Origin of the sequence: Nonomuraea phyllanthi (genome assembly GCF_006334985.2) — a bacterium.
In the GTDB taxonomy this organism is placed as follows: domain Bacteria; phylum Actinomycetota; class Actinomycetes; order Streptosporangiales; family Streptosporangiaceae; genus Nonomuraea; species Nonomuraea phyllanthi.
Genome location: NZ_VDLX02000013.1, coordinates 192,532 through 214,409 on the forward strand (window position 1 = coordinate 192,532; position 21,878 = coordinate 214,409).

At 71.8% G+C, this 21,878-nt stretch carries 22 protein-coding genes; 14 read left to right on the top strand and 8 right to left on the bottom strand.

Going from position 1 to position 21,878, the window contains the following annotated elements; translation table 11 throughout:
• Positions 1–23 precede the first annotated feature (23 nt).
• Together FH608_RS31870 and FH608_RS31875 are read left to right on the top strand one after the other, a co-directional pair.
• The gene (locus FH608_RS31870) at positions 24–962 is read left to right on the top strand and encodes a Gfo/Idh/MocA family protein (RefSeq protein ID WP_139637125.1); all 939 of its coding nucleotides are present in this window, start codon (positions 24–26) and stop codon (positions 960–962) included.
• Entirely contained in the window at positions 959–1,759 is an 801-nt protein-coding gene (locus tag FH608_RS31875) for a TIM barrel protein (RefSeq protein ID WP_139637126.1), read from the top strand. The genes FH608_RS31870 and FH608_RS31875 overlap by 4 nt, the downstream gene beginning before the upstream one ends.
• 17 nt (positions 1,760–1,776) lie before the next feature.
• On the opposite strand, the gene FH608_RS31880 is transcribed toward FH608_RS31875, so the two are convergent.
• The 3 genes from FH608_RS31880 to FH608_RS31890 form a co-directional block, all read right to left on the bottom strand.
• Positions 1,777–2,952, bottom strand: a complete 1,176-nt coding sequence (locus tag FH608_RS31880; RefSeq protein WP_139637127.1) for an MFS transporter — start codon at positions 2,950–2,952, stop codon at positions 1,777–1,779.
• 79 nt (positions 2,953–3,031) lie between these two features.
• Positions 3,032–3,772, bottom strand: coding sequence for a DUF998 domain-containing protein (locus FH608_RS31885; RefSeq protein WP_193318736.1), 741 nt, complete (start codon positions 3,770–3,772; stop codon positions 3,032–3,034).
• A 154-nt stretch (positions 3,773–3,926) separates the two neighbouring features.
• On the bottom strand, positions 3,927–4,637 hold the full coding sequence (locus FH608_RS31890; protein WP_139637129.1) for an SDR family oxidoreductase: 711 nt from the start codon (positions 4,635–4,637) through the stop codon (positions 3,927–3,929).
• 71 nt (positions 4,638–4,708) lie between these two features.
• Here FH608_RS31890 and FH608_RS31895 point away from each other — a divergent pair, with 71 nt between their 5' ends.
• Positions 4,709–5,260: a TetR/AcrR family transcriptional regulator gene (locus FH608_RS31895; protein ID WP_193318737.1), complete on the top strand. Its 552-nt coding sequence runs from the start codon at positions 4,709–4,711 to the stop codon at positions 5,258–5,260.
• A gap of 55 nt (positions 5,261–5,315) precedes the next feature.
• Complete coding sequence (locus FH608_RS31900; RefSeq protein ID WP_139637131.1) at positions 5,316–5,966, top strand: DUF1707 SHOCT-like domain-containing protein; 651 nt, start codon at positions 5,316–5,318, stop codon at positions 5,964–5,966.
• 24 nt (positions 5,967–5,990) lie between these two features.
• Here the strand turns inward: FH608_RS31900 and glpX are convergent, their stop codons facing one another.
• A complete protein-coding gene (gene glpX / locus FH608_RS31905; RefSeq protein ID WP_139637132.1) occupies positions 5,991–7,025 on the bottom strand; it encodes a class II fructose-bisphosphatase in 1,035 nt (344 codons plus the stop codon).
• 233 nt (positions 7,026–7,258) lie between these two features.
• Between glpX and FH608_RS31910 the strand changes: the two genes are divergently transcribed.
• From FH608_RS31910 to FH608_RS31920, 3 genes are read left to right on the top strand one after another with little or no spacing between them, the layout of a single operon-like run.
• On the top strand, positions 7,259–7,867 hold the full coding sequence (locus tag FH608_RS31910) for a TetR/AcrR family transcriptional regulator (RefSeq protein ID WP_139637133.1): 609 nt from the start codon (positions 7,259–7,261) through the stop codon (positions 7,865–7,867).
• A gap of 11 nt (positions 7,868–7,878) precedes the next feature.
• Entirely contained in the window at positions 7,879–8,409 is a 531-nt protein-coding gene (locus tag FH608_RS31915; protein WP_139637134.1) for a DUF4245 domain-containing protein, read from the top strand.
• A gap of 15 nt (positions 8,410–8,424) precedes the next feature.
• Positions 8,425–8,694, top strand: coding sequence for an exodeoxyribonuclease VII small subunit (locus FH608_RS31920; protein ID WP_193318738.1), 270 nt, complete (start codon positions 8,425–8,427; stop codon positions 8,692–8,694).
• A 290-nt stretch (positions 8,695–8,984) separates the two neighbouring features.
• Here the strand turns inward: FH608_RS31920 and xseA are convergent, their stop codons facing one another.
• Both xseA and FH608_RS31930 read right to left on the bottom strand, forming a co-directional pair.
• The gene (gene xseA / locus FH608_RS31925; protein ID WP_139637136.1) at positions 8,985–10,217 is read right to left on the bottom strand and encodes an exodeoxyribonuclease VII large subunit; all 1,233 of its coding nucleotides are present in this window, start codon (positions 10,215–10,217) and stop codon (positions 8,985–8,987) included.
• Between the two features lie 26 nt (positions 10,218–10,243).
• On the bottom strand, positions 10,244–11,269 hold the full coding sequence (locus tag FH608_RS31930) for a hypothetical protein (protein ID WP_139637137.1): 1,026 nt from the start codon (positions 11,267–11,269) through the stop codon (positions 10,244–10,246).
• Between the two features lie 100 nt (positions 11,270–11,369).
• On the opposite strand from FH608_RS31930, the gene FH608_RS31935 reads away from it, so the two are divergent.
• A complete protein-coding gene (locus FH608_RS31935; protein ID WP_139637138.1) occupies positions 11,370–12,335 on the top strand; it encodes a 4-hydroxy-3-methylbut-2-enyl diphosphate reductase in 966 nt (321 codons plus the stop codon).
• Here the strand turns inward: FH608_RS31935 and FH608_RS31940 are convergent.
• Positions 12,332–12,841 (bottom strand): DUF6542 domain-containing protein, encoded by a 510-nt coding sequence (locus tag FH608_RS31940; RefSeq protein ID WP_139637139.1) that lies wholly within the window; start codon positions 12,839–12,841, stop codon positions 12,332–12,334. The two genes, FH608_RS31935 and FH608_RS31940, sit on opposite strands and share 4 nt — an antisense overlap.
• 15 nt (positions 12,842–12,856) lie before the next feature.
• On the bottom strand, positions 12,857–14,113 hold the full coding sequence (gene rmuC, locus FH608_RS31945; protein WP_139637140.1) for a DNA recombination protein RmuC: 1,257 nt from the start codon (positions 14,111–14,113) through the stop codon (positions 12,857–12,859).
• Between the two features lie 79 nt (positions 14,114–14,192).
• Here rmuC and ychF point away from each other — a divergent pair, with 79 nt between their 5' ends.
• The 6 genes from ychF (at position 14,193) to FH608_RS31975 (ending at position 21,868) form a co-directional block, all read left to right on the top strand.
• Positions 14,193–15,269: a redox-regulated ATPase YchF gene (gene ychF / locus FH608_RS31950; RefSeq protein ID WP_139637141.1), complete on the top strand. Its 1,077-nt coding sequence runs from the start codon at positions 14,193–14,195 to the stop codon at positions 15,267–15,269.
• Between the two features lie 95 nt (positions 15,270–15,364).
• Positions 15,365–16,462, top strand: a complete 1,098-nt coding sequence (locus tag FH608_RS31955; protein ID WP_139637142.1) for a hypothetical protein — start codon at positions 15,365–15,367, stop codon at positions 16,460–16,462.
• Between the two features lie 267 nt (positions 16,463–16,729).
• Positions 16,730–17,029: a hypothetical protein gene (locus FH608_RS31960; RefSeq protein WP_139637143.1), complete on the top strand. Its 300-nt coding sequence runs from the start codon at positions 16,730–16,732 to the stop codon at positions 17,027–17,029.
• A 623-nt stretch (positions 17,030–17,652) separates the two neighbouring features.
• Positions 17,653–18,372: a conjugal transfer protein gene (locus tag FH608_RS31965; RefSeq protein ID WP_226900080.1), complete on the top strand. Its 720-nt coding sequence runs from the start codon at positions 17,653–17,655 to the stop codon at positions 18,370–18,372.
• 81 nt (positions 18,373–18,453) lie between these two features.
• Entirely contained in the window at positions 18,454–18,699 is a 246-nt protein-coding gene (locus tag FH608_RS31970; RefSeq protein ID WP_226900099.1) for a hypothetical protein, read from the top strand.
• A 55-nt stretch (positions 18,700–18,754) separates the two neighbouring features.
• On the top strand, positions 18,755–21,868 hold the full coding sequence (locus tag FH608_RS31975) for a TcpE family conjugal transfer membrane protein (RefSeq protein ID WP_193318739.1): 3,114 nt from the start codon (positions 18,755–18,757) through the stop codon (positions 21,866–21,868).
• Positions 21,869–21,878 lie beyond the last annotated feature (10 nt).

Consider the following 21,878-nt stretch of genomic DNA (forward strand, 5'->3'; position numbering starts at 1 on the left):
GCCTGATCCCGATTGGAGGCGTCATGCGTGTGGGACTGCTGGGTCTGGGCAGGATCGGAGCCTTTCACGCCGCGACCCTGGCCGCGCACCCGCTGGTCGACGAGCTGATCGTGGCCGATCCCGTACGCACGTCGCCGTACGGCAGGCCGGGAGACCCGTTCGAGTCGGACGCCGTCGTCATCGCGACCCCGACCGGCACCCACGCCGAGCTCATCATCAAGGCGTGCGAGAAGGGCATCCCGGCCTTCTGCGAGAAACCGGTCGCGAGCACCGTGGCCGAGACCGTCAAGGTGCTGGAGGCGAGCGCGGGCAACCGGGTGCAGATCGGCTTCCAGCGCAGGTTCGACCCGGGATACGTGGCCGCCGCCAACGACCTGCGCGCCGGCGAGCTGGGCGTGCTGCACCGCGTCCACCTGGTCACCGCCGACCCCGCGCCGCCGCCCGCCGAGTACATCGCGACCTCGGGCGGCATCTTCCGCGACTGCCACATCCACGACTTCGACATCCTGCGCTGGGTGACCGGCCGCGAGGTGGTCTCGGTGCACGCGACGGGCGCCAACCGCGGCGCGCCGTTCTTCGCCGAGTCCGGCGACGTCGACACCAGCGCCGCGCTGCTCACCCTGGACGACGGCACGCTGGCCACCCTGCAGGGCTCGCGCTACAACGGCGGCGGGTACGACGTCCGCATGGAACTCGCAGGAACCAGACGCACCCAGGCCGTCGGGCTCGGCCCGCGCGCCCCGCTGTTCACCACCGAGGACCTGCCGAGCCCGGAGGAGCCCTGGCCGGACTTCGTCACCCGCTTCGAGACCGCCTACCGCAACGAGATCGACGCCTTCCTGACCGCCGACAAGAGTCTCTGCTCGATCGAGGACGCACTGGAGGCGTTGTACGTGGCCGAAGCCGCCGACCTGTCGCTGAGCGAACGCCGTACCGTCGAGGTCGCGGAGGTGCGGCGATGAAGCTGGCCGGAGCGCCGATCTCCTGGGGCGTCTGCGAGGTCCCCGACTGGGGTCACCAGCTCGACCCCGAGCGCGTGCTGTCCGAGATGCGCGAGCTGGGCCTGACCGCGACCGAGCTGGGCCCGCAGGGCTTCCTCACCCCCGCCCTCATCGAGCGGTACGGCCTGCGCCTCGTCGGGGCGTTCGTGCCGGTCGTGCTGCACGACCCCGGCCACGACCCGCTGCCCGGCCTGCCGGACGAGGGCACGCTCGTGCTGGCCGCGGCCACGGGAGCCGACGGCTACGACGTGCGCCCTGAGCTGGACGCCACGGGCTGGGCCACGCTGCTGGCCAACCTCGACCGCATCGCCGCCGAGCTCGGCCCGAGGGCGAGCCTGCACCCGCACGTCGGCACCATGATCGAGACGCGGGCCGAGGTCGAGCGGGTGATCGAGGGCAGCTCGATGCCGCTATGCCTGGACACCGGCCACCTGCTGATCGGCGGTACCGACCCGGCCGACCTGGTCAAGTCGGTGCCCACGCGGATCGCGCACGTCCATCTCAAGGACGTGGACGCCCGCCTCGCCTCGCTCGTCACCAGCGGGCGGATGACGTACACGCAGGCGGTCCGCGAGGGCGTCTACCGGCCGCTCGGGGAGGGCGACGTGGACATCGCGGGCATCGTGGGCGGGCTCGACCGCAGCGGCTACGACGGCTGGTACGTCATGGAGCAGGACGTCATCCTGTCCGGGCCCGAGGACCGGCCGATCGAGAACGTCCGGCGCAGCCTCGCGTTCCTGGACGGGGCACTGGGCTGACCGTCCCCCTCGGCCGCTCAGGCGGCCGAGGGGTCGGGGGCGCGGCGCCCGGGCGCGAAGCCCGGGGCGAGGGCGACGATGGCGGCGGCCAGCACCAGGGGCGCCGCGAACGCCGCCCGCATGTCCATGGCGTCCGCGAGGCCGCCCACCAGGGCCGCGCCCGCGATGAAGCCGACGTAGTTGAAGAGGTTCACGCGGGCGATGGCCACCCCCGTCCCCGCCGGGTCCAGCCGGCCCGCCGCCGAGAACGACTGCGGCGCCACCACCGACAGGCCCACCCCGGTCAGCCCGAAGGCGACGATGCCGAGCGGCTGGTTGGGGGCGAGGACGACGCCGAGGAAGCCCACGGTGGCGATCACGCCGCCGATCCTGACGATGGCGGCGGGGCCGTACCGCCTGACCGCGAGGTCGCCGCCGAGCCGGACGGCCAGCGTGGTCGCCTGGTACGCGACGTAGGCCAGCGGGATGACCTGCGGGCCGGCCTGGAGCACGTTCTTCATGAACACGGTGTTGAAGTTGGACACCGCGGCGTCGCCGACGTACAGGAAGGCCATGGCCAGGCAGAGCGGGATGATCGGCCGCCACGGGAATCCGCCGCCGGCGGTGGCCCCACCGGCGACGTCCTCGGGCTTCTCCTCCTCCGGCGCGCACAGGTTGCGCCCCGACACGAGCGAGCCCGCCAGGGCGAACACCATCGGGACCGACATGACCAGCGGCAGCGGGAGCTCGGCGGCCACCGACGCCCACGCCGCCCCGAGCATGCTGAAGACGCTCCACACGCAGTGGAAGCCGTTCAGCACCTGTTTGCCGTACCTGCGCTCGACCGCGACGCCCTGCATGTTGATGCCGGCGTCCACCGCGCCCACCCCCAGCCCGAACACCAGGAGCGCGGGGAGCATCAGCGGCACGTTCGGGGCGAGCCCGACGAGCACCACGGCGAGCGCGACCACGGGCTGGGCGACGCGCAGCAGCAGCCTGCTGCCGAACCGGGCGGCGAAGGTGCCGGCCCCCACGCTGCCGACCCCCGCGAACAGGGGCACGACCAGCAGCAGGAGCGTCAGCGTGCCCTCGTCGAGGCCGTGCTTGGCCTGCAGGTTCGCGACCTGGATGAGGAGCGAGGCGAAGGACAGGCCCTGCACGGCGTAGACGACGTACGTGGCGAGGCGGGCCTGGCGATCACGCAAGGACGGCACGACGGCCTCCTGATCGGGGGGACATCAAACGTGAGGCGGGGTCAGGTTAGTCGTCCCGCGCTCCGTTCCGCCAGCCCTGTCAGGCGCCGGACGTCCTGGCCTCGCCGAGACCGGCCTCGCCCGCCTCCGGCACGGCGAGTCCCTGCTCGGGGCCGGCGAGCCCGATGGCCTGCTCGGAAGTCGCGAGCGCCTGCTCGGGGCCGGCGAGTCCCTTGGCCGCGGCCCACACGCCGAGGGCGAGGAGCGCGGCCACCTCCGTGGCGGCCAGGCCGCGCTCGACCAGGCCGAGCGGCATGGCGCGGTACCACGGCAGCCCGTTCTCCGCCCCGATCAGCATGACCGCCACGATGCCCGCCACCCACAGCACCGAGCAGACCCCCAGCCCGAACGCCACCAGCGTGGCCCGCGACCGCTCCCGGCGCCGCCACGGCCTGGCGATGACCACGACGGCCAGCGGCAGGCAGAGGAAGGCGACGACGCTGCCCACCCGGTGGATGTTGCCGCTCATGCTCGGCCCGACCGACCAGTCGTGCTTCTCGAACCACGCCGTGAGGAACAGGCCCGCGCTCCACCCCATGAGCGCGACGGTGCCGACGACCCCGGCCAGCCGCTTGCGCGCCAGCGACACCCCGATGGCCACCGACCCGGCCGCGAGCAGCGCCACCGCCAGGCCGAAGATCCAGCCGTCAGGCCCGAGGCCGTGCTCGCTGATGGTGCGCCTGATCGGGTTGATCTCGTCGAAGCTGCTCACTTCCAGGGCCACGATCACCGCGATGCCCGTGCCTGCCGCGCCGAGACCCCACCGCGCCGGTTGATGCACGCGCACACCTCCGTTTGCCGGGCGTTCGCCAGGGACGTTGCCCTGATCAACGAAGGAGGGCCCGCCGAGATTCCTGACCGGCCCGGTCCGTCACGCCCGGATGGTCGCGCGCCGGACCGGGCGCGACGGTGGACCCGGCGCGGAGGAGACGCCCTCACACCTTCAGCTTCCCGCCTCCGTCCACGGTCAGCACGGTGCCGGTCACGAACGAGTTGCGCACGACGTACTCGATCGTGGCGGCCACGTCCTCCGGCCTGCCGACCCGCCGGACCGGCAGGCTCTCGGCCGTGCCCGCCAGGAACGCGGCGCGCGCCTCCTCGCCCAGCTCCGACCACCAGTCGGTGTCGATCACGCCGGGGGAGACGGCGTTCACCCTGACGGGCGCCAGCTCGACCGCGAGGCCGGGGACCGTCGCCTCGATCGCGCCGTTCACCGCCGCCAGCACGGAGACGCCGGGGAAGGCCGCGCCCGCCGACGCCGCCGTCACGAAGGTGATCGAGCCCTCCCGGCTCAGCACGCCCAGCGCGGCCTGCGCGGTCATCAGGTGCGGGACCAGCTTGCCCGCCACCGCGCCGGCCAGCGTCTCGCCGGTCAACGAGCTCAGCGGCCCCGCCCCGCCCCGGCCCGTCACGGCGATGATCACGTGGTCGACGCCGCCCAGTCCCTCGAAAACGGCCCGCATCGCGCCGGTGTCGCGCGCGTCCGCGACCTCGCCGCCCGCCCGGTCGCCCAGCTGCTTCACCGCCGCGCGCAGCCGCTCCTCGGAACGGCCCGTGACGAACACCTCCGCGCCACCCGCGACCAGCCGGGAGGCCGTCGCCAGCCCGATGCCGGACGTGCCGCCGACGATCACAACTCGCATCATGGAAACCCTTCTCATACGAGACATCGTGCCTCGAATATAAACGAGGCACGATGTCTTGTAAAGTGAGCGCCATGGTTGGCAGACCGCGCAGCGAAGCGGCCAGGAAGGCGATCCTCCGGGCCGCGCTCGACCTGTGCGCCCGCGACGGATACCAGAACGTGACCATGAAGGGCATCGCCCAGGCGGCGGGCAGCGGCAGGCAGACCGTCTACCGCTGGTGGCAGACCAAGGCGCAGGTCCTGCTGGAGTCGCTGACCGGCGTCCTGGCCGAGGAGGTGCCCGAGGTGCCGGAGACGGGGGACGCGCGGGCCGATCTCGTGACGTTCCTGGAAAGGACGTTCGTGCTGGCCCAGGGGGTCGCGGGGCAGGTCGTGACCGGGCTGATGGCCGACGCCCAGTCGGATCCCGGGCTGGCCGCCGAGCTGCGGGAGAAGATCATCACCCCGCGCCGCGCCGCCCTGCGCTCGATCCTCGCCCGCGGCGCCGTGCCCGGCGACGTCGATCTGGAGCTGGCCGTGGACCTCGTGTACGGCGCGATGTGGTACCGGCTGCTCAACCGCCACGCCGAGGTGAACACGGACCTGGCCGAAGAGATCGCCGGACTCTTGGGGCGAATCCGCTGAAGCAGGCCCGTACGGCGGGAGCGAAACCCCCCGCTCGCCGGTTATCGTCGGAAGTGTGAACGAACGCGCGGGATCGTGGTTGCCGAAGCTGCAGGAAGTCGGGGAACGGCTGGCCGAGGAGTGGGTGTCGGCCCGGCGACCGCAGGCGGCGGGCGACGTACCGCCGCCGCATGAGCTCCGCGCGTCCGACGCCGACCGCGAGCGCATCGCCCAGGTGCTCCAGGACGCGCACGCCGACGGCCGGCTCACCCTCGACGAGCTGGAGGAGCGGCTCGGGGTGCTCTACTCCGCGCGCACGCTCGGCGAGCTGGCCGCGCTCACCACCGACCTGCTGCCCGCCGACCAGCAGCCGCTCAACCTGGACGGCCGGCCCGTGTCGGCCATCTTCAAGCAGGAGCAGCGCGGCGGGCGCTGGGTGGTGCCGGCGGAGCTGGAGGTGACGGCCATGTTCGGCACCACCAAGCTGGACTTCCGCGACGCGATCCTGCAGAACCGGCAGATCATCATCAACGCCACCCTGGTGTTCGGCGGGCTGGAGATCCACGTGCCGGAGGGGCTCGAGGTGGTCAGGGTGGCCAAGGGCAAGACGGTCCGGCTGAACAAGCAGCCGACCGAGCCCGGCGCGCCGGTCGTGGAGGTGCGCACCACGAACTTCGCGGGCGACGTCAAGGTCAAGGAGCCCCCGCGCCGCAAGCGCCGCCGCTGACCCTCGGTTCCCCTCCGGGGTCGCTCACCCCGCGGTGTCGAAGTTGATCGCGCTGTAGGCCCGCAACTTCCACAGCTGGTGCTCGCTCTCGATCTTGCGGATCGTCCCCGACCGTCCCCGCATCACCAGCGACTCGGTCACCGCCGAGCCGGCGCGGAACCGTACACCCTGCATGAGCTCGCCGTGCGTGATGCCGGTGGCCGCGAAGAACACGTCGTCGGACCTGACCAGGTCGTTCGTGGTGAGCACCTGGTCGAGGTCGTGCCCGGCGTCCACGGCCTTGCCGCGCTCGGCGTCGTCGCGCGGCCAGAGCTTGCCCTGGATCACGCCGCCCAGGCACTTGAGCGCGCACGCGGCCACGATGCCCTCGGGCGTGCCGCCGATGCCCAGCATGAGGTCGATGCCTGTCCCCGTACGGGCGGCCATGATCGCGCCGGCCACGTCGCCGTCGGTGATGAACTTGATCCGCGCGCCCGTCTCCCTGATCTCCTTGACCAGCCGCTCGTGCCTGGGCCGGTCGAGCACGACCACGGTCACGTCGGAGGGAGAGCAGTGCTTGGCCCTGGCGACGGCGTTGACGTTGACGGCGACCGGCGCCTCGATGTCCACCACGTCGGCCGCCTCCGGGCCGGTGACCAGCTTCTCCATGTAGAACACGGCCGACGGGTCGTACATGGAGCCCCGCTCGCTCACCGCGATCACCGACACCGCGTCGGGCATGCCCAGCGCGGTCAGCCGGGTGCCGTCGATCGGGTCGACGGCCACGTCACAGTCGGGGCCGCTCCCGTCACCCACCTGCTCGCCGTTGAACAGCATCGGGGCGTGATCCTTCTCGCCCTCGCCGATGACCACCACGCCGTTCATGGACACGGTGTTGATCAGCTGGCGCATGGCGTTCACCGCCGCGCCGTCGGCGCCGTTCTTGTCGCCCCTGCCGACCCACCTGGCCGCCGCCATCGCCGCCGCCTCCGTGACGCGGACCAACTCCAGCGCCAGGTTCCTGTCGGGGGCGTGCTCACCCGTGGCGAGCGCGGGCGGGACGGATGTCTGATCGGACATGATGAGCGGCCTCCTCGTGGGACATCTACGTCGATCGTAGTTGCCCCTTACTTCCCGCCCAGAGGCGGATAATCTGCCCACACGCGGACAGATTCCTCACCAGGTAGGACGTCGGTAAGCTTCGACCGGGCCGCCTTGTCATAACCGCACACGGATTTTGCGTGATACCGAGTGCGCGGCAAGGATCTTGGCTCCACCATGGAGCATGGCCCCCCGGCGTGGAGGAGATCTGAATGAGCGATGCGGAGAACATGGCCGTCCAGCCACGCACGTCCGAACGCGGCGCCGCCACGCGCAGCTCTCTCCTCGCCGCCGCCAGGCAGGTCTTCGTCTCCAAAGGGTTCGCCGAGGCCGGCGTGACCGACGTGGTGTCCATGGCCCAGGCCAGCGTGGGCAGCCTCTACCACCACTTCTCCGGCAAGGCCGACCTCTATCTCACCCTGTTCGAGGAGTTCCAGGCCAGGCAGACACAGCGCACCAAGCAGGCCGCCCGCTCGGCCCGCGCCGACGGCGAGACCGACCCGATGCGCGTGTTCATCAGCGCCGCCCGCGCCTACCTCGACGGGTGCCTGGAGGAGCGGGAGCTGGCCGAGCTGTTCCTGCGCGGCGACGGGCCGCCCGGCTTCGAGGTGGTCATGCGCGACCGGCTGCGCACGTGGGCGCAGCGCAACGCCGCGCTGTTCGAGGACGAGAGCGCGCTGGTCGTGGTCGTCACGGGCGCGCTGGCCGCGGCCGTGTCCGAGGTCGTGCGCACGGGCGACCGCGCCCTGGCGGAAGAGGTGCTCGCCATCATCGGCCAGATCCGCCCCGCCACTTCGGCGACCGCCCCCGCCAACGGGTAACCTCGCCAAGTGTGCGACGGTTCACCCAAGGTTTCTACGGCTACGCGGTAGCGCTGTTCGTCTGCCTCGCGGCGGCCGGGCTCTTCCTGCTGGTCACCCCGCAGAGCAGGGAGGAGCACATCCCGCGGCTCGACTACTCGATCACCGTCGCCAACTTCGGCCACTCCGTGCCGTACGGCGTGTGGGCCCCGAGCCAGGACCCGCCCGGCTGGGTGCCCAACAGCAACAGGATCGCCAAGGGCGAGAACGGCGCCCAGGTCCTCTACCTCGGCTACGCCACCGCCGATCGCCAGCACGCCATGTTCGCGCAGAGCGACGAGCAGCCGGCGGCCGGCTTCGCCAGCCGCATGGCCAACACCGACAAGGCCGTCGGCACCCAGCAGGTCGGCGGGGCGACCTGGGAGAAGCGCTTCCGCGAGGACAAGAAGCAGCGCTCGCTGGTCCGCGTGCTGCCCGACATGACGCTCGTGATCACCGGCACGGCCGACTGGCAGGAGCTCGCCCAGCTCGCCTCCGTCCTGCAACAGCGCCCTCAGGGCTGACCGCCTGCCCCGCGGATGTCGGCCGGCACGTCTAGGGTGGTGCCCGTGGCAGGAGACGAGAAGGCACCCTCATACGAGCAGGCGCGCGAGGAGCTGACCGAGGTGGTGCGCCGCCTGGAGACCGGCGGGCTCACCCTGGAGCAGTCGATCGAGCTGTGGGAGCGGGGGGAGAAGCTGGCGGCGGTCTGCGAGGAGTGGCTGCAGGGGGCCAGGGTCAAGCTCGCCGCCGCCATGGCCCGCCGCTCGGACCCCACCGCGGGCCGCCCCGACGACACCCCCTTCTGACGCGCCCACAGGGCTCTCAGGCGCCCGCGCGCCCGCGCTTCCACGCGTTCCCGTAGCGCTTCACGCGCTCGCCGCTGGGCGGGGTCGCTGTGCTCCCGTGCACGCCGACTGACCGCGTTCCCGCGACCGTCCTGTGCGCTCTGGTGGCGTGCCGCCGTACCAGCCGTCCTGCGCTCTGTGGTGTGCTGTACCGCCGTCTACGCGCTGCGGTGGTCGCCCTGACCCGCCCGTGCGCTCATGTGGCTCCGGCACCGTCCAGCGCGCTGACGTGCTCGCAACCACCTACCTGCTCACGTGTCGCCGGGTTCGTCGGTGTCCTCCGCGTCCTCCGCGCGTACGGTCAGCCGGTCGTCGGTCAGGCGGATGGTCAGCAGCGAGCCGGGAGAGACGTCCTTGGCCAGGCGCACCACCTCGCCCGACGGGTGCTGGACGATGGCGTAGCCGCGCTCCAGGGTGGCCGCCGGTGAGAGCGCGACCAGGCGGGCACGCAGGTGGGTGAGGTCGTCGGCGGCGCGGTCGAGCGAGCCGGACAGCGAGCGCCGGGCCCGGTCGCGCAGCGACTCCGCCTGCTCGGCGCGGCGTTCGAGCTCGCGCACCGGGTCGGCCAGGGACGGGCGCGAGCGCACCGAGGTCAGCCAGGACATCTCGCGGTCGAGCCAGCCGGTCAGCACCCTGCGGCCCCGGTCGCGGAGCTGGCGCACCAGCGTGAGCTGCTCGCCGACGTCGGGCACGACCTTCTTGGCCGCGTCGGTGGGGGTGGAGGCGCGTACGTCGGCCACCAGGTCGAGCAGCGGGCTGTCCTGCTCGTGGCCGATGGCGCTCACCACGGGGGTGCGGCAGGCGGCCACCGAGCGGACGAGCGTCTCGTCGGAGAACGGCAGGAGGTCCTCCAGCGAGCCGCCGCCCCGGGCGATGACGATCACGTCGACCGAGGGGTCGGCGTCGAGCTTGCCCAGCGCCTCGGTCACCTCGCCCACCGCGTACGGGCCCTGGACGGCCACCTCCTCCACCTTGAAGCGCACGGCGGGCCAGCGCCTGCGGGAGTTCTCCAGCACGTCGCGCTCGGCCGCGGAGTCGCGGCCGCAGATGAGCCCGATGGTGCCGGGCAGGAACGGCAGCCGCCGCTTCCTGTCGGCCTTGAACAGCCCCTCGGTGGCCAGCAGCTGCCTGAGCCGCTCCAGCCTGGCCAGGAGCTCGCCCACGCCGACCGGGCGGATCTCCAGCGCGGTGAAGGCGAACGAGCCTCGGTTGACCCAGAAGTCGGGCTTGACCTGCATGACGACCCTGGCGCCGTCGGCCGGGCGCGGCACCGCGGCCTCGTAGACGCCGCGCGGCGCGGTGACCTTGGCCGACACGTTGGCGACCGGGTCGCGCAGCGTCAGGAACACCGTGCCGCCGCGCGCGCTCAGGTCGGTGATCTGGCCCTCGACCCAGACCGTGCCGAGTCTGCCGATCCAACCGCCCACCATCTGCAGGACCGTGCGGATCGGCAGGGGAGACTCGGGTGAGGTCTTGTCGGTCATGACCGAAGACTACGGGGCCGGTGCGACTATTCTCCGGCCCGCAGCTTCGCCAGGCGGTTCTCGAACATCTTGATCACCTCGGGCCGGGCCGTGGTCGCCTGCTCGTACGCGAGGAAGTCGCCGATCTGCTCGGCGGTCTTGCCCCGCATCCTGGCGCGCAGGGACGCGACGGTCAGGCTGGAGTAGCCGGGCAGCGGCTCGACCAGGTCCGCGGACGCGGCGGTGGCCGGTGCCGCGGGGGCCTCCTCGGCGGGCGCGGGAGCCGGCTCGGCCACGGCTGCGGGCTCGGACGCCGCCGCGGGCTCCTGGGCCGGCTTCTTGGTGGACTTCCTGGGCGCAGCGGGCTTCTTCGCGGCCCTGCGGGCGGTCTTCGGCTTGGCCGGCTCCTCAGCGACGGCGGCCTCGGGCTCCGTGACAGCGGGCTCCGCGACGGCGGGCTCGGGCTCCGCGACGGCGGCCGTAGCCTCGGCAGGCTCCGCGACGGCTGCCTTCGCCTCGGCGGGCTCCGCGACGGCGGGCTTCTCCTCGACCGCCGGCGCAGCTGCGGCGGGCTCGGCGACAGGCTCGGCGGCGGTCTTGGCGGGTTCGTCCGCGACCGCGGGCTTGGGCTCGGCGACCGGGGCGGTGGCGGCCCCAGCGGCGGCGGGCTCGGCGGCAGGAGCCTCGGCGGTGGCCGTGGACTCCTGCTTGCCGGCCGGGGCGAAGATGACCGGGTCCGGCTTGGTCTTGGCGACACCGTTGGGCTCGGCGGCGCCGGGGCGCGGCGCGAAGATCACCGGCTCCCGCCGCGCGGGCTTCTCCTCCTCGGTCTCAGCGGCCGGGGCCGCCGCCACCTGCTCGGCGGCCGAGGGACGCGACTCGTCCTCGCGCTCCTCCTTGCTGCCCAGGCTCTTGATGGAGTTCTTCATCCGGTCCACGACCAGCAGGGCCTGCCCGGCCGCGCTGAGCGTGGTCTGGACGACGAGGAGCGGAAGGTCCTTGGCCTTCGACTTCAGCTCGTCCTTGTTGGTGACGGTCTTGGCGATGTTGCGTATCACGTCGCTGAGGGACATGACGTCTCCCTGGGAGGTCAGTATTGGACGGCCAGTCTGGCAAACCGCGGGCGACCACGCACGCGCGGGCCTGATGGCCGCTCCACGTAGCATAAGAAGTATGGAGCCCCAGACCCCCACTTCCCGCCGAGTACTCGTAGCCAAGCCGCGCGGCTACTGTGCCGGAGTCGATCGAGCCGTGGTAGCGGTCGAGAAGGCCCTGGAGCAGTATGGTGCGCCGATCTACGTACGCAAGCAGATCGTCCACAACACCCACGTCGTCAAGACGCTGGAGGCCAGGGGCGCCATCTTCGTCGACGAGACCGACGAGGTGCCCGAGGGCGAGATCGTGGTGTTCTCCGCCCACGGGGTGTCCCCGGCCGTGCACGACGAGGCCGAGCAGCGCGGGCTGCGCACCATCGACGCGACCTGCCCGCTGGTCACCAAGGTGCACAACGAGGCCAAACGGTTCGCCAACCAGGACTACGACATCCTGCTGATCGGGCACGAGGGTCACGAGGAGGTCGAGGGCACGTCGGGTGAGGCCCCGGCCCACATCCAGCTCGTGGACGGGCTCGACGCGGTCGGCGACGTGCGGGTCAAGGACCCGAGCAAGCTGGTGTGGCTGTCGCAGACCACGCTGTCGGTCGACGAGACCACCGAGACGGTCGCCCGGCTCAAGGAGCGCTTCCCCACGCTGATCGACCCGCCGAGCGACGACATCTGCTACGCCACCCAGAACCGCCAGGTCGCGGTCAAGGAGATCGCCGCCGAGGCGCAGCTCGTCATCGTGGTCGGCTCGGAGAACTCGTCCAACTCCAAGCGGCTGGTCGAGGTGGCCAAGGACCACGGCGCGGACGCCGCCTACCTCGTCGACAACGCCGGCTTCATCCGCGACGAGTGGCTCGACGGCGTCACCACGGTCGGCGTCACCAGCGGCGCGTCCGTGCCCGAGGAGCTGGTCGACCAGGTGCTGGCGCGGCTCGCGGAGCACGGGTTCGGCGACGTGACGGAGGTCGAGTCGGTGCAGGAGAGCATGCGCTTCGCCCTGCCCCACGAGCTGCGCAAGGACCTGCGGGTGTCCTAGTCGTCGCCGCGCGGCGTCCCGTACACCTTGGGCTCGAAATAGCCCTCCGGCTCGGGCACGAACGGCTGGCGCGGGCGCGGCACCTCGGCCGCGCCCGCCTTCAGCTCCTCGCGCAGCTCGCGTACGTTGTCGCGCAGCCCGCGCCGCCAGGCGACGCCCAGCACGAGGGCCGAGCCGGCGAACAGCCACGGCGCGCCGCTGGTCAGCGAGGTGTAGAGGCCGAGGGCCAGCGACTGCACGATCGACACCGAGCCGAACGCGCGCCCGAGCTCGACGAACAGCGTGGCGCAGAAGAACACCAGCGGCGGCGTCACCACCAGCGACAGCAGCTCGCGCCGGTTGACCATGAGCACGCCGATCAGGCTCGACACGACGAAGGCCGCGCCCACGACGTAAGGGATGTCGAGCAGCGCCGTCAGCACGTAGCCCGCCAGGGTGGCGACCAGGGCGAGCGCGATGGCGCCGCGAGCGGTCAGCCGGACCGCGGAACGCCTTTTCTCACCCAATGGCCCACCCCCCGTTTATTGCGACCCGTTGGCCAACTTACCGTTCGAGTGGGAAAGCAGTGGCGAGGTTTCCAGCAGTTCGGGGGACGCGAGGGGTCTGGGCAGGCCGTCGAGCATCTCGGGGGCATCGAGATCGCCGTCGACAACGCCCAGATCGTGCAGTTTGCGCGCGGTGACCAGGACGCGGCTCTCGAGCGATCCGACCGATTTGTTGTACGCCTCCACGGCCCGCGTCAGCGCCCGGCCGAGCGTGTCGACGTTCCTGCCGAGTGACGACAGCCGTTCGTACAGCTCCTTGCCCAGCTCGAACACCGCCCGCGCGTTCTCGCTCAGCGCGGCCTGCTGCCAGGCGTAGTGCGCGGTGCGCAGCATCGTGATGAGCGTCGTGGGCGTGGCGATGTGGACGCGCCGCGTCATGGCGTATTCGAGCAGGCCGGGATCGCGTTCGAGCGCGGGGGCGAGGAACGCCTCGCCGGGGATGAACAGCACCACGAACTCCGGCGACGGGTTGAACCCCTGCCAGTAGGACTTGGCCGCCAGCCGGTCGATGTGCTCGCGCACGTGCCTGGCGTGGGCGTCGAGCCGGACGGAGGCGAGCGACTCGTCGGACGCCTCCGCGGCCTCCAGGTAGGCCGCCAGCGAGACTTTGGAGTCGACCACGATGTTCTTGCCGCCGGCGAGCCTGATGACCATGTCGGGGCGCATGGAGCCCTCCACGACCTGCTCGTCGAAGTCGCAGTGGCGCTGCATGCCGGCGATCTCGGCGACCCTGCGCAGCTGGAGCTCGCCCCACCGGCCGCGCGCCTCCGGCCGTTGCAGGGCCCTGACCAGGGCGGTGGTCTGGGAGCGGAGCTGCTCGTTGCTCTGCCGTACGAACTCCATCTGCTTGGCCAGCTCGGCACGGGCCGCGCGCTGCCCCGACTCGGTGTCGCGCAGCTGCGACTCGACCCGCGCCAGCGCGTCCCTCAGCGGCTCGACGAGATGCTCGACGGCCTGCCTGCGCTGCTCCAGATCACCCGTGGCCTCCGCGCGGCTGGCCGCCAGCCTGGTCTCGGCCAGCTCGAGGAAGCGCACGTTGTTGACGTCGAGGGCGCGCGTGGACAGCGCCTGGAAGCGCTCGGCGAGCTGCTCCTCGACGTAGACCAGCTTCTCGGCGGCCGACTTGGCCCGCGCGTCGGCCTCGGCCACCCGCACCGCCGATCGCGTCCTCGCGATCAGGAAGCCGATGACGAGCCCGGCGGCGAGCCCCAGGAGGAGCGAGACGACATCCACCCGATCGATGATTGCAGGACTCCGGCGCGCCGTTCCCGCCCGACACGCTCGTTACGCCGACCACGTAAACTCAAGCTCTGTGAGTCTCTCTATCGGTATCGTCGGTCTGCCCAACGTCGGCAAGTCCACGCTCTTCAACGCGCTGACGAAGTCCGGCAACGCGCTCGCGGCGAACTACCCGTTCGCCACCATCGAGCCGAACGTGGGCATCGTGGGCGTGCCGGACGACCGCCTGCCCAAGCTGGCCGAGATCTTCGACTCGGCCCGCATCCTGCCCGCCAAGGTCGAGTTCGTCGACGTCGCGGGGCTGGTCAAGGGGGCGTCGGAGGGGCAGGGCAGGGGAAACCAGTTCCTCGCCAACATCCGCGACACCGACGCGATCTGCCAGGTCGTCCGGGTCTTCAGCGACCCCGACGTCACGCACGTGGACGGCGAGATCGCCCCCAAGCGCGACATCGAGACCATCAACACCGAGCTGATCATGGCCGACCTCCAGACGGTCGAGAAGGCCGTGCCGCGCCTGCAGAAGGAGGCGCGCAACAACAAGGACAAGAAGGCCGCGCTGGAGGCCGCCGAGGCCGCGCTGGCCGTCCTGGAGACCGGCAAGACCATCTTCGAGAGCGGTCTCGACCGTGACGAGCTGCGCGACCTGCACCTGCTGACGGCCAAGCCGTTCCTGTACGTGTTCAACCTCGACGCCGACGAGTTGACCGACGCCGCGCTCAGGGAGCAGCTGTCGGCGCTGGTCGCGCCCGCCGAGGCGGTCTTCCTCGACGCCAAGATCGAGTCGGAGCTGGTCGAGCTCGACGAGGAGGAGGCGCTGGAGCTCCTGCAGTCCGTGGGCCAGGAGGAGTCGGGGCTGCGGCAGCTGGCCAGGGTCGGGTTCGAGACGCTCGGGCTGCAGACGTACCTGACGGCCGGGCCGAAGGAGACCAGGGCCTGGACGATCCGCAAGGGCGCCACCGCGCCCGAGGCGGCCGGCGTGATCCACACCGACTTCCAGCGCGGCTTCATCAAGGCCGAGGTGGTCTCGTTCGACGAGCTGGTCGAGGCCGGCTCCATCGCCAACGCCCGCGCCGCGGGCAAGGCCCGGGTCGAGGGCAAGGACTACGTCATGCGCGACGGCGACGTGGTCGAGTTCCGCTTCAACGTCTGAAGCACGCGATCTTCTCCCTTCCGGGAGTAACGGGCCGGTAACAAGATCGTGCCTGGATTGTCCCGAACTCGTTGGCTTGTGGAACTGTTGCGTCCATGTCGACGGGCTACGATGCGGACTCCACGGTCATGCGGCGGACGGGCTTCGACGCCCAGAACTTCGCCGACTCCCTCAAGTACTGGCAGACCGATTGGATCGAATTCGCCGAGCTCCCGTTCCTGGCGTTCGGGTTGCTCGGCGAGCCGGCCAGGATCCGTCACAACATGGCTCGCGACCGCTTCGTCGGCAAGCTCGGCAAGGGCTCGAAGTCGGCGGAGGGCATGGCCAGGGCCATCGAGAACGGCTCCAGGGCCTACGACCACGCCAACGACGCCGCGATCGAGGCTCTGATCGTGCGGGCCAACAAGTGGTTCGATTCGGCCGGGCCAGGGGTCCGCGAGCCCCTCACCAGCGCGGGCAGCGTGCTGACCGACGAGGGCTACGACGCGGGCAGGTACGTCTTCGACCAGCAGCGGCGCGCGTTCCCGATGGGGCAGTTCGGGTCCTTCGGGGCCATGGCCGGGTTCGGCGGTTTGGTGGCCATCGCCTCCACCTCGGCGCAGCGGGGTAGACAGGTCGCCGCGCTGCTCGCCACCGGGGGGAGGATATCCCTGGCGGCCGCCTCCGCGTTCATGATCTGGGCCCACGCGATGAGCCACAACGACGACGAGATCGATTCGGCCGTCATGGGCTGGACGAATGCCGCCGAGCGGCTCAGCGGCCGCTTCGGCGGCGGTGACCCGCTCCACCGCGCCGAGCTGACCACGGCCTGGAGCGGCGAGGCGAAGGATGTCGCCGACCGGAAGCTGCGCGACTTCCTCACCGCGGGCATCCAGCTCGCCGACAGCGCGGCCAGCAAGGCCGTGAGCCTGGCCGAGGTCGTCAAACTGCTCAACCATCTGGCTGACATGGCCTTCAAGGTGGCCGCGGTCCAGATCCCGATCCTGCTCGCGCTCGGTCTCTACGCGGCGTTCAACCCCACCGCATGGCTGGCCAAGGAGAGGGTCGGCCGCACGATCACGATCTCGATCCTCATGATCCAGGCGCTCATCGCCGGTGTGTACAGCGGCCGGATGTGGGCGGCCATGGACGAGGACGAGGCCGCCTCGCGCCGCGACGGTGTCCCTGCCACGGACTTCCCGGTCATCGCCTGACCGTACGGGCGAGCGTACGGCCGAACGATCGGGCCGAGGCACGTGCGCGTGCCGCGCGAGGTCGCCTCCGCATGTCACGGGTTTCAATCACTTACGGTAACAGTCGGCTGCGCTAAGTTACCGGCGATGGACGGCGGCGAAGCTCCCTCGGGCGTCTGCTCCCGGATCGGTAGGACGTCTGATGCCGGGACGACTGGATGCGTCAACCACTTCGGGCGCCCGCGCGTCGAATCGTCACGGCGTTCACGCTGACTCGGGAGGCCCTCAATGATCCGTCGCATCATCAGGAAACGACGCCCCGCCCCGACGCTCGCGGGCATCAGCCTCGAGGAGGAGCTGGCCCTGATCAGGGTCGAGCTGATGTACGGCCTGCGCGTCAACCGCGAGGCGTACCTCCGCAGGAAGGTCGACGAGCGCAACGAGATGGCCACGCGCATGCGTGACCGCGACGCCGCCGAGATGCTGGCCGACCTCCGCGGCTCCCTGGAGCGGGCGGTCCAGCCGACGGTCGTCGACCTGCACAGCAGGAGGCGCGCGCGCCCCACCCAGGATCCGGAGCCCGCCTGACGCGCGAGGGCGCCTCCGCGATCCATACCAAATCCGCAGGTGGCGAGAGTCCATGCCTGGTGGACAGGAATCCATGACTGTCGCGCTATGCGTTTTCAGGCGTCTGGCCTGGTCAAAAGCCGATTCGCCCTGGAGGTGACAGGAATCGGCGATGACGCCTGTCATCCGGTCCGGTTTGCCGTCCGGTCGGTCATGCCGCAGCATGGGCGTGGCTTTCCTGGAACAATGGCGGAGACCGGATAGGGTGACTACTTCACCACGGATGATGGGGATCGGCAACGGACGACACCGCGCCAGCCGGGGGGATCGGCGCGAGCGGAGGCGTGATGGCTCGTAGGTCTACCGTCCAGCACGATCCTCGGATCGGCGGCGACCCCGAGCTTTCCGCGCGCCTCGACCCGGCGGGCTTCGACGCGCCCGCGCCCCGCAGGCCGCGGCGCGGCGGCTGGTCCGGCGGCGGCGGACGGTGGCTGGTGTGGGTCGGCCGCATCATTCTCTGGGCGCTTATTGTGGTTATCGTGGTGAATGGGATCCGTGCCCCATTTGAGCGATTTACTCAGCAACAGACCGCGGCGCCGAATGCCGTCGCGCCTGCTCATCACGGTTTTCCCGCCGACCGCGGCATGGCATTCGCCGCCCAGTTCGCCGGGGTCTATCTCAATTTCAGTCCCGAAGACGCGGCGAGCAGGTCGCGCAAACTCGCCGCGTTCCTGGCCGAGGGCATGGACCCCCAAATGGGCTGGGACGGCTACGGCAAGTTCGCGGCCGTCGCCGTGCAGGCGTACGACATCGAGGCGAGCGACGCCCACAACGCGGTGGTCAGCGTGGCCTTCCAGTCGGGCCCGAGCCGGCTGATGCTGTCCGTGCCCCTCTACTACTCCGGCGACGACGCGGGCGGCAGGTTCGCCGTGGTCGGCCGCCCGGCCGTCCTGCCCGCTCCTTCCCCGGCCGACGTGCCGCAACTGGCCGCGCCCGAGACCGACGAGGCCACCGCGGGCGAGCTCAAGGAGCAGCTCAAGGGCTTCTTCACCGACTACGCCTCCGGCGACGACGCCGGCCTGCAGCGCTACGTCGCCGCCGGCAGCACGCTGCCCAGCTTCGGCGGCACGTTCACGTTCAAGGAGCTGAAGAAGGTCGTGGTGCCCGTGGGGGGTGCCACCCGAGAGATCCAGGCGGTCGTGGTGTGGGCCGTGCCAGGCAACGAGACCCCCGCCGGCCCCGACGCCACCGATCCGGCGACGGTGGGGGGCACGCTGGAGATGGCCTACCGGCTGACCGTCGAGAAGCAGGGCGACAAGTGGTTCGTCGCCGACATCCGCGGCGCCGGTCGGGTCGTTGGATAGAACCACCGCCCCGCCGGTGATCGATACCCCCCGGGAGGACGAGAAGTGACCTTGAAGACCGTAGTGCTCGCCTTGATCGAGATGTCGCCGACGCCGGCGCCCACCGGCCTGGACACCGGGGGGCTGGCCAACTTCCTGCGCAGCTTCTTCGCCCCCTTGTTCCTCGTCGTCGTCTCCGTGGTGGCGCTCTTCTTCCTCTTCACCCGTGAAATCACGCGGTTCGTACAGTTCCTCATACTTGCTGTGGCCATCGGAGTGATCTTCTACGTACCCAACATCATCGAGGTGACGGCCAAGGCGATCGCGGGAGCGCTGGGCATCAAGTGAGGGTTGAGACCGCTCCCCGGCGGTCATGAACGAGCGGGTGGAGAGGAGGACCGGCGTGGACCTGCCCACATACACGAACATCTGGCGGATCGAGAAGCGGCTCTACAAGCTGTACGACCTGCGCCTGCCGATGCCGTTGCCGATCGTCTGGATCGGCGTGTTCGTCGGGGTGTTCGTCCCGTGGTCGCTCCTGCTGGTCCTGGTCGGCGTGCCGGTCGAGATGCCCTGGCACGTGCTGTTCCTCGTGCCGCCCGGGATCGTGACGTGGCTGTCCACCCGTCCCGTCATCGAGGGCAAGCGGCTGACCGAACTGCTCGAGTCGCATCTGCGCTACCTGGGCCAGCCGAAGGCGTGGTACCGCCTTGCGCCCACGTCGGAGCCGGAGACCGTCACGTTCTCCGGCCGCGTCTGGCGCACCATGCCCGCCAAGGCCCGGTCGAAGGCCCCGCGCAAGGCCCGCCAACCGCAGCGGCGGCGCGAGAGCCAGCGGATCACCGGTCCCCGCCAGGTCCGCCCGGCCGTCGCCGCGGCTGCCGCGGCCGCCTCCCAGGCCCCCGTCGCCGAGCCGGCCGCCGGGCGCTGGGGCACCCGCCGCGGCACGGCGCCCGCTCTCAAGGGCCGCGTACGCCAGGCGGTCCCGGGGTCCGGGCCCGGCGCGCCGCGGCGCGAGGAGGCCCTTACAGGCGGCCCTGGACGCCGCCAGGACGCGCCGCCGCCCGTGCACGAGGAGGTGGCGGCCGACCCTGTCGCTCCGGAACGCGGCGAGGCGGCCGAACGGGGGCGCGGCACGGCGAGTCGGGCGCGTGGTGCGGAGGACCGTGAGAGCGGGGCGGCCGGTCGGGCGCGTGGTGCGGAGGACCATGAGGGGGAGGCGGCTGATCGGGCGCGTGGGCCGGAGGACCGTGAGGGTGAGGCGGCCGGTCGGGCGCATGCGCCGGTGGAGCGTGAGAGTCCGGCAGGCGGCGAGGAGCGGGACACCGCCAGGCCCGCCACCGGCAAGCCCATCGACACCGAGGCGCTGCGGCGGCTGAGGAAGCTCGCGGCCAGCGCCGACGCTCCGGCAGACCCGGGCGCTCGGGTGGAAGGCGAGCGCGGCGAGGACGAGGTGGCCCGCGACCAGCACAGGAAGGGGCAGCCGCCCCGGCTGGGCACGGCACCGGCGCTTCCGGGCGGCACCCAGCGGGCGTGGCCGCCGCTCAACCCCGACGCCAAGCCCCTGCCCCGCCCCGCCACCCCCCGCCCCGCCGCTCCCGGATCCGCCGCTTCCCACCCCGCCTCTCCTGAGCCCGCCGCCTCCGGGCCTGACCGTTTGGAGGGTGCGGAGGCCGTCCCCGCTGCTCCACGGGCCGGCGCGCCTGACGCCCTCGACACGCCCGACATGCCCCACCTGGTCACGGCGTCGAACGGCCCTGGCGCGGGTGATGAGGTGCCCGGCGTCGGAGGCCCGGAGCGGGACGGCGAGGTGGCAGAGACGCGAGACGGCGTGGAGGCTGCCGGCGCCGAAACGGACTCCGTTGGCGGTTCCACCAACGGTTCCACCGCCGGTGCCGGTGCCGGGGCTGGTGCTGGGGCCGGTGAAGGCGTGCCGGCTCGGGCCGTGGCGTCTGGGGAACGGGATGCGCCGGCTCCGGCGGGCGACGTGCCGAAGGCGTCGAGGGACGGTGCGGGCGGCGGTGTTCCGGGCGCGCGGCACGCGGCGCCGGAGGAGAACGCGGTCGGGAGCACCGGCGCGACGCAGGACACGCCGGGCGGTCGTGACGCGCCCACAGCGGGTGCGGGTGGCAGGCCGGGTGCAGGTCCGGGCGGCGAGCCCGATGCGGGCGCAGGAGGCAGGCCCGGTGCAGATGCGGCTGGCAGGCCCGGCGCGGGCGGCAGGCCCGGTGCGGGTGCAGGCAGCAGATCCGGTGCGGGTGCAGGCGGCAAATCCGGAACGGCTGCCGGCGGTAGGTCCAGCACGGGCGCGGGTGGCAGGCGGAACGCGCCCGCTGCCCGTACCGGCGCCGATGGGGCCGGGCGGGCGGCGGGCACGGATGCTGCCAGGACGGATGCCGACCGGCGGCTGCCGGCGGCGGGGGCCGGTGGCGACCGAGAAGGGGCCGTGCCCGAGCGGCGGGCGGTGGCGCGTGAGGCCGGTGGCGACGTGCCGCGGCGGGAAGGGGCTGACGGGCTGGTCGCGCCCGTGCCCGTGCCACGCCCGGGCGAGGGCAAGGTGCGGCGGGTCGAGTCCGTGGTGGGGCGCGACTCCGGCGGGTGGCGCAGGATCGCGCAGGTGGTCGTGGGCAACGGCGGGGTGCGGACCGACGGGTCCGAGATCGACGAGGCCAGGGCCAGGGGCGTGTTCGGCGGCAGCCGCAGGATCGTGGTCCTGGGCTGCACCGGCGGCGCCGGGCAGAGCACGACGGCGCTCATGCTGGGCCACACCTTCGCCCAGTACCGCGACGACAGGGTGGTGGCCGTCGACGCCAACACCGGCGGCGGCACGCTGACGAGCAAGATCCGGCCGGAGACGCCCGAAACTCTCACCTCGCTGCTGTCGGGCCTCGACCGCGTCAGCGGGTACCTCACCATGCGTGGCTACACGACGCGGACCGCCTCCGGGCTGGAGGTGATCAGCGCGGACAACGACGCGGGCGCCGAGCAGCGGCTGGCGGACCGGTCGTTCTTCTCCGACCACCGGCTCGGCGAGTCGATGCGCCTGCTCGACCGCCACTACAAGCTCGCCGTCATCGACCCGGCGCCGGCGCTGGCGGCCAGGGTCCTGCCGTACGCGGACCAGCTGGTGATGGTGGTGCCGGCGAGCGAGGAGGCGTCCGAGGCGGTGGCGATGACGTACGAGTGGCTCGACGGGCACGGCTGCGCGGAGCTGCGCAGGCGCGCGGTCATGGTGGTCAACGGCGTGAGCAGGCGTTCGATGGCCGACGTCGAGCAGGCGGAGGCGGTGGCCAGGGGCAGGTGCCGGGCCATCGTCAGGGTCCCCTGGGAGGACGGCCTGGCGCCGGACGGCGCTGAGGTGGTCGACCCGGGGCAGTTGCGCGCGGCCGGCAGGCGGGCCTACCTCGCCCTGGCCGGCGTCGTGGTCGCGGGTTTCGCGGCACAGGCACAGACCGTCCGACCGACCGAAGAGGAGTTGGCCAGTGACCCCCCGGGCACGAGAATCGGTGAGCGATAAGTGAACAAGC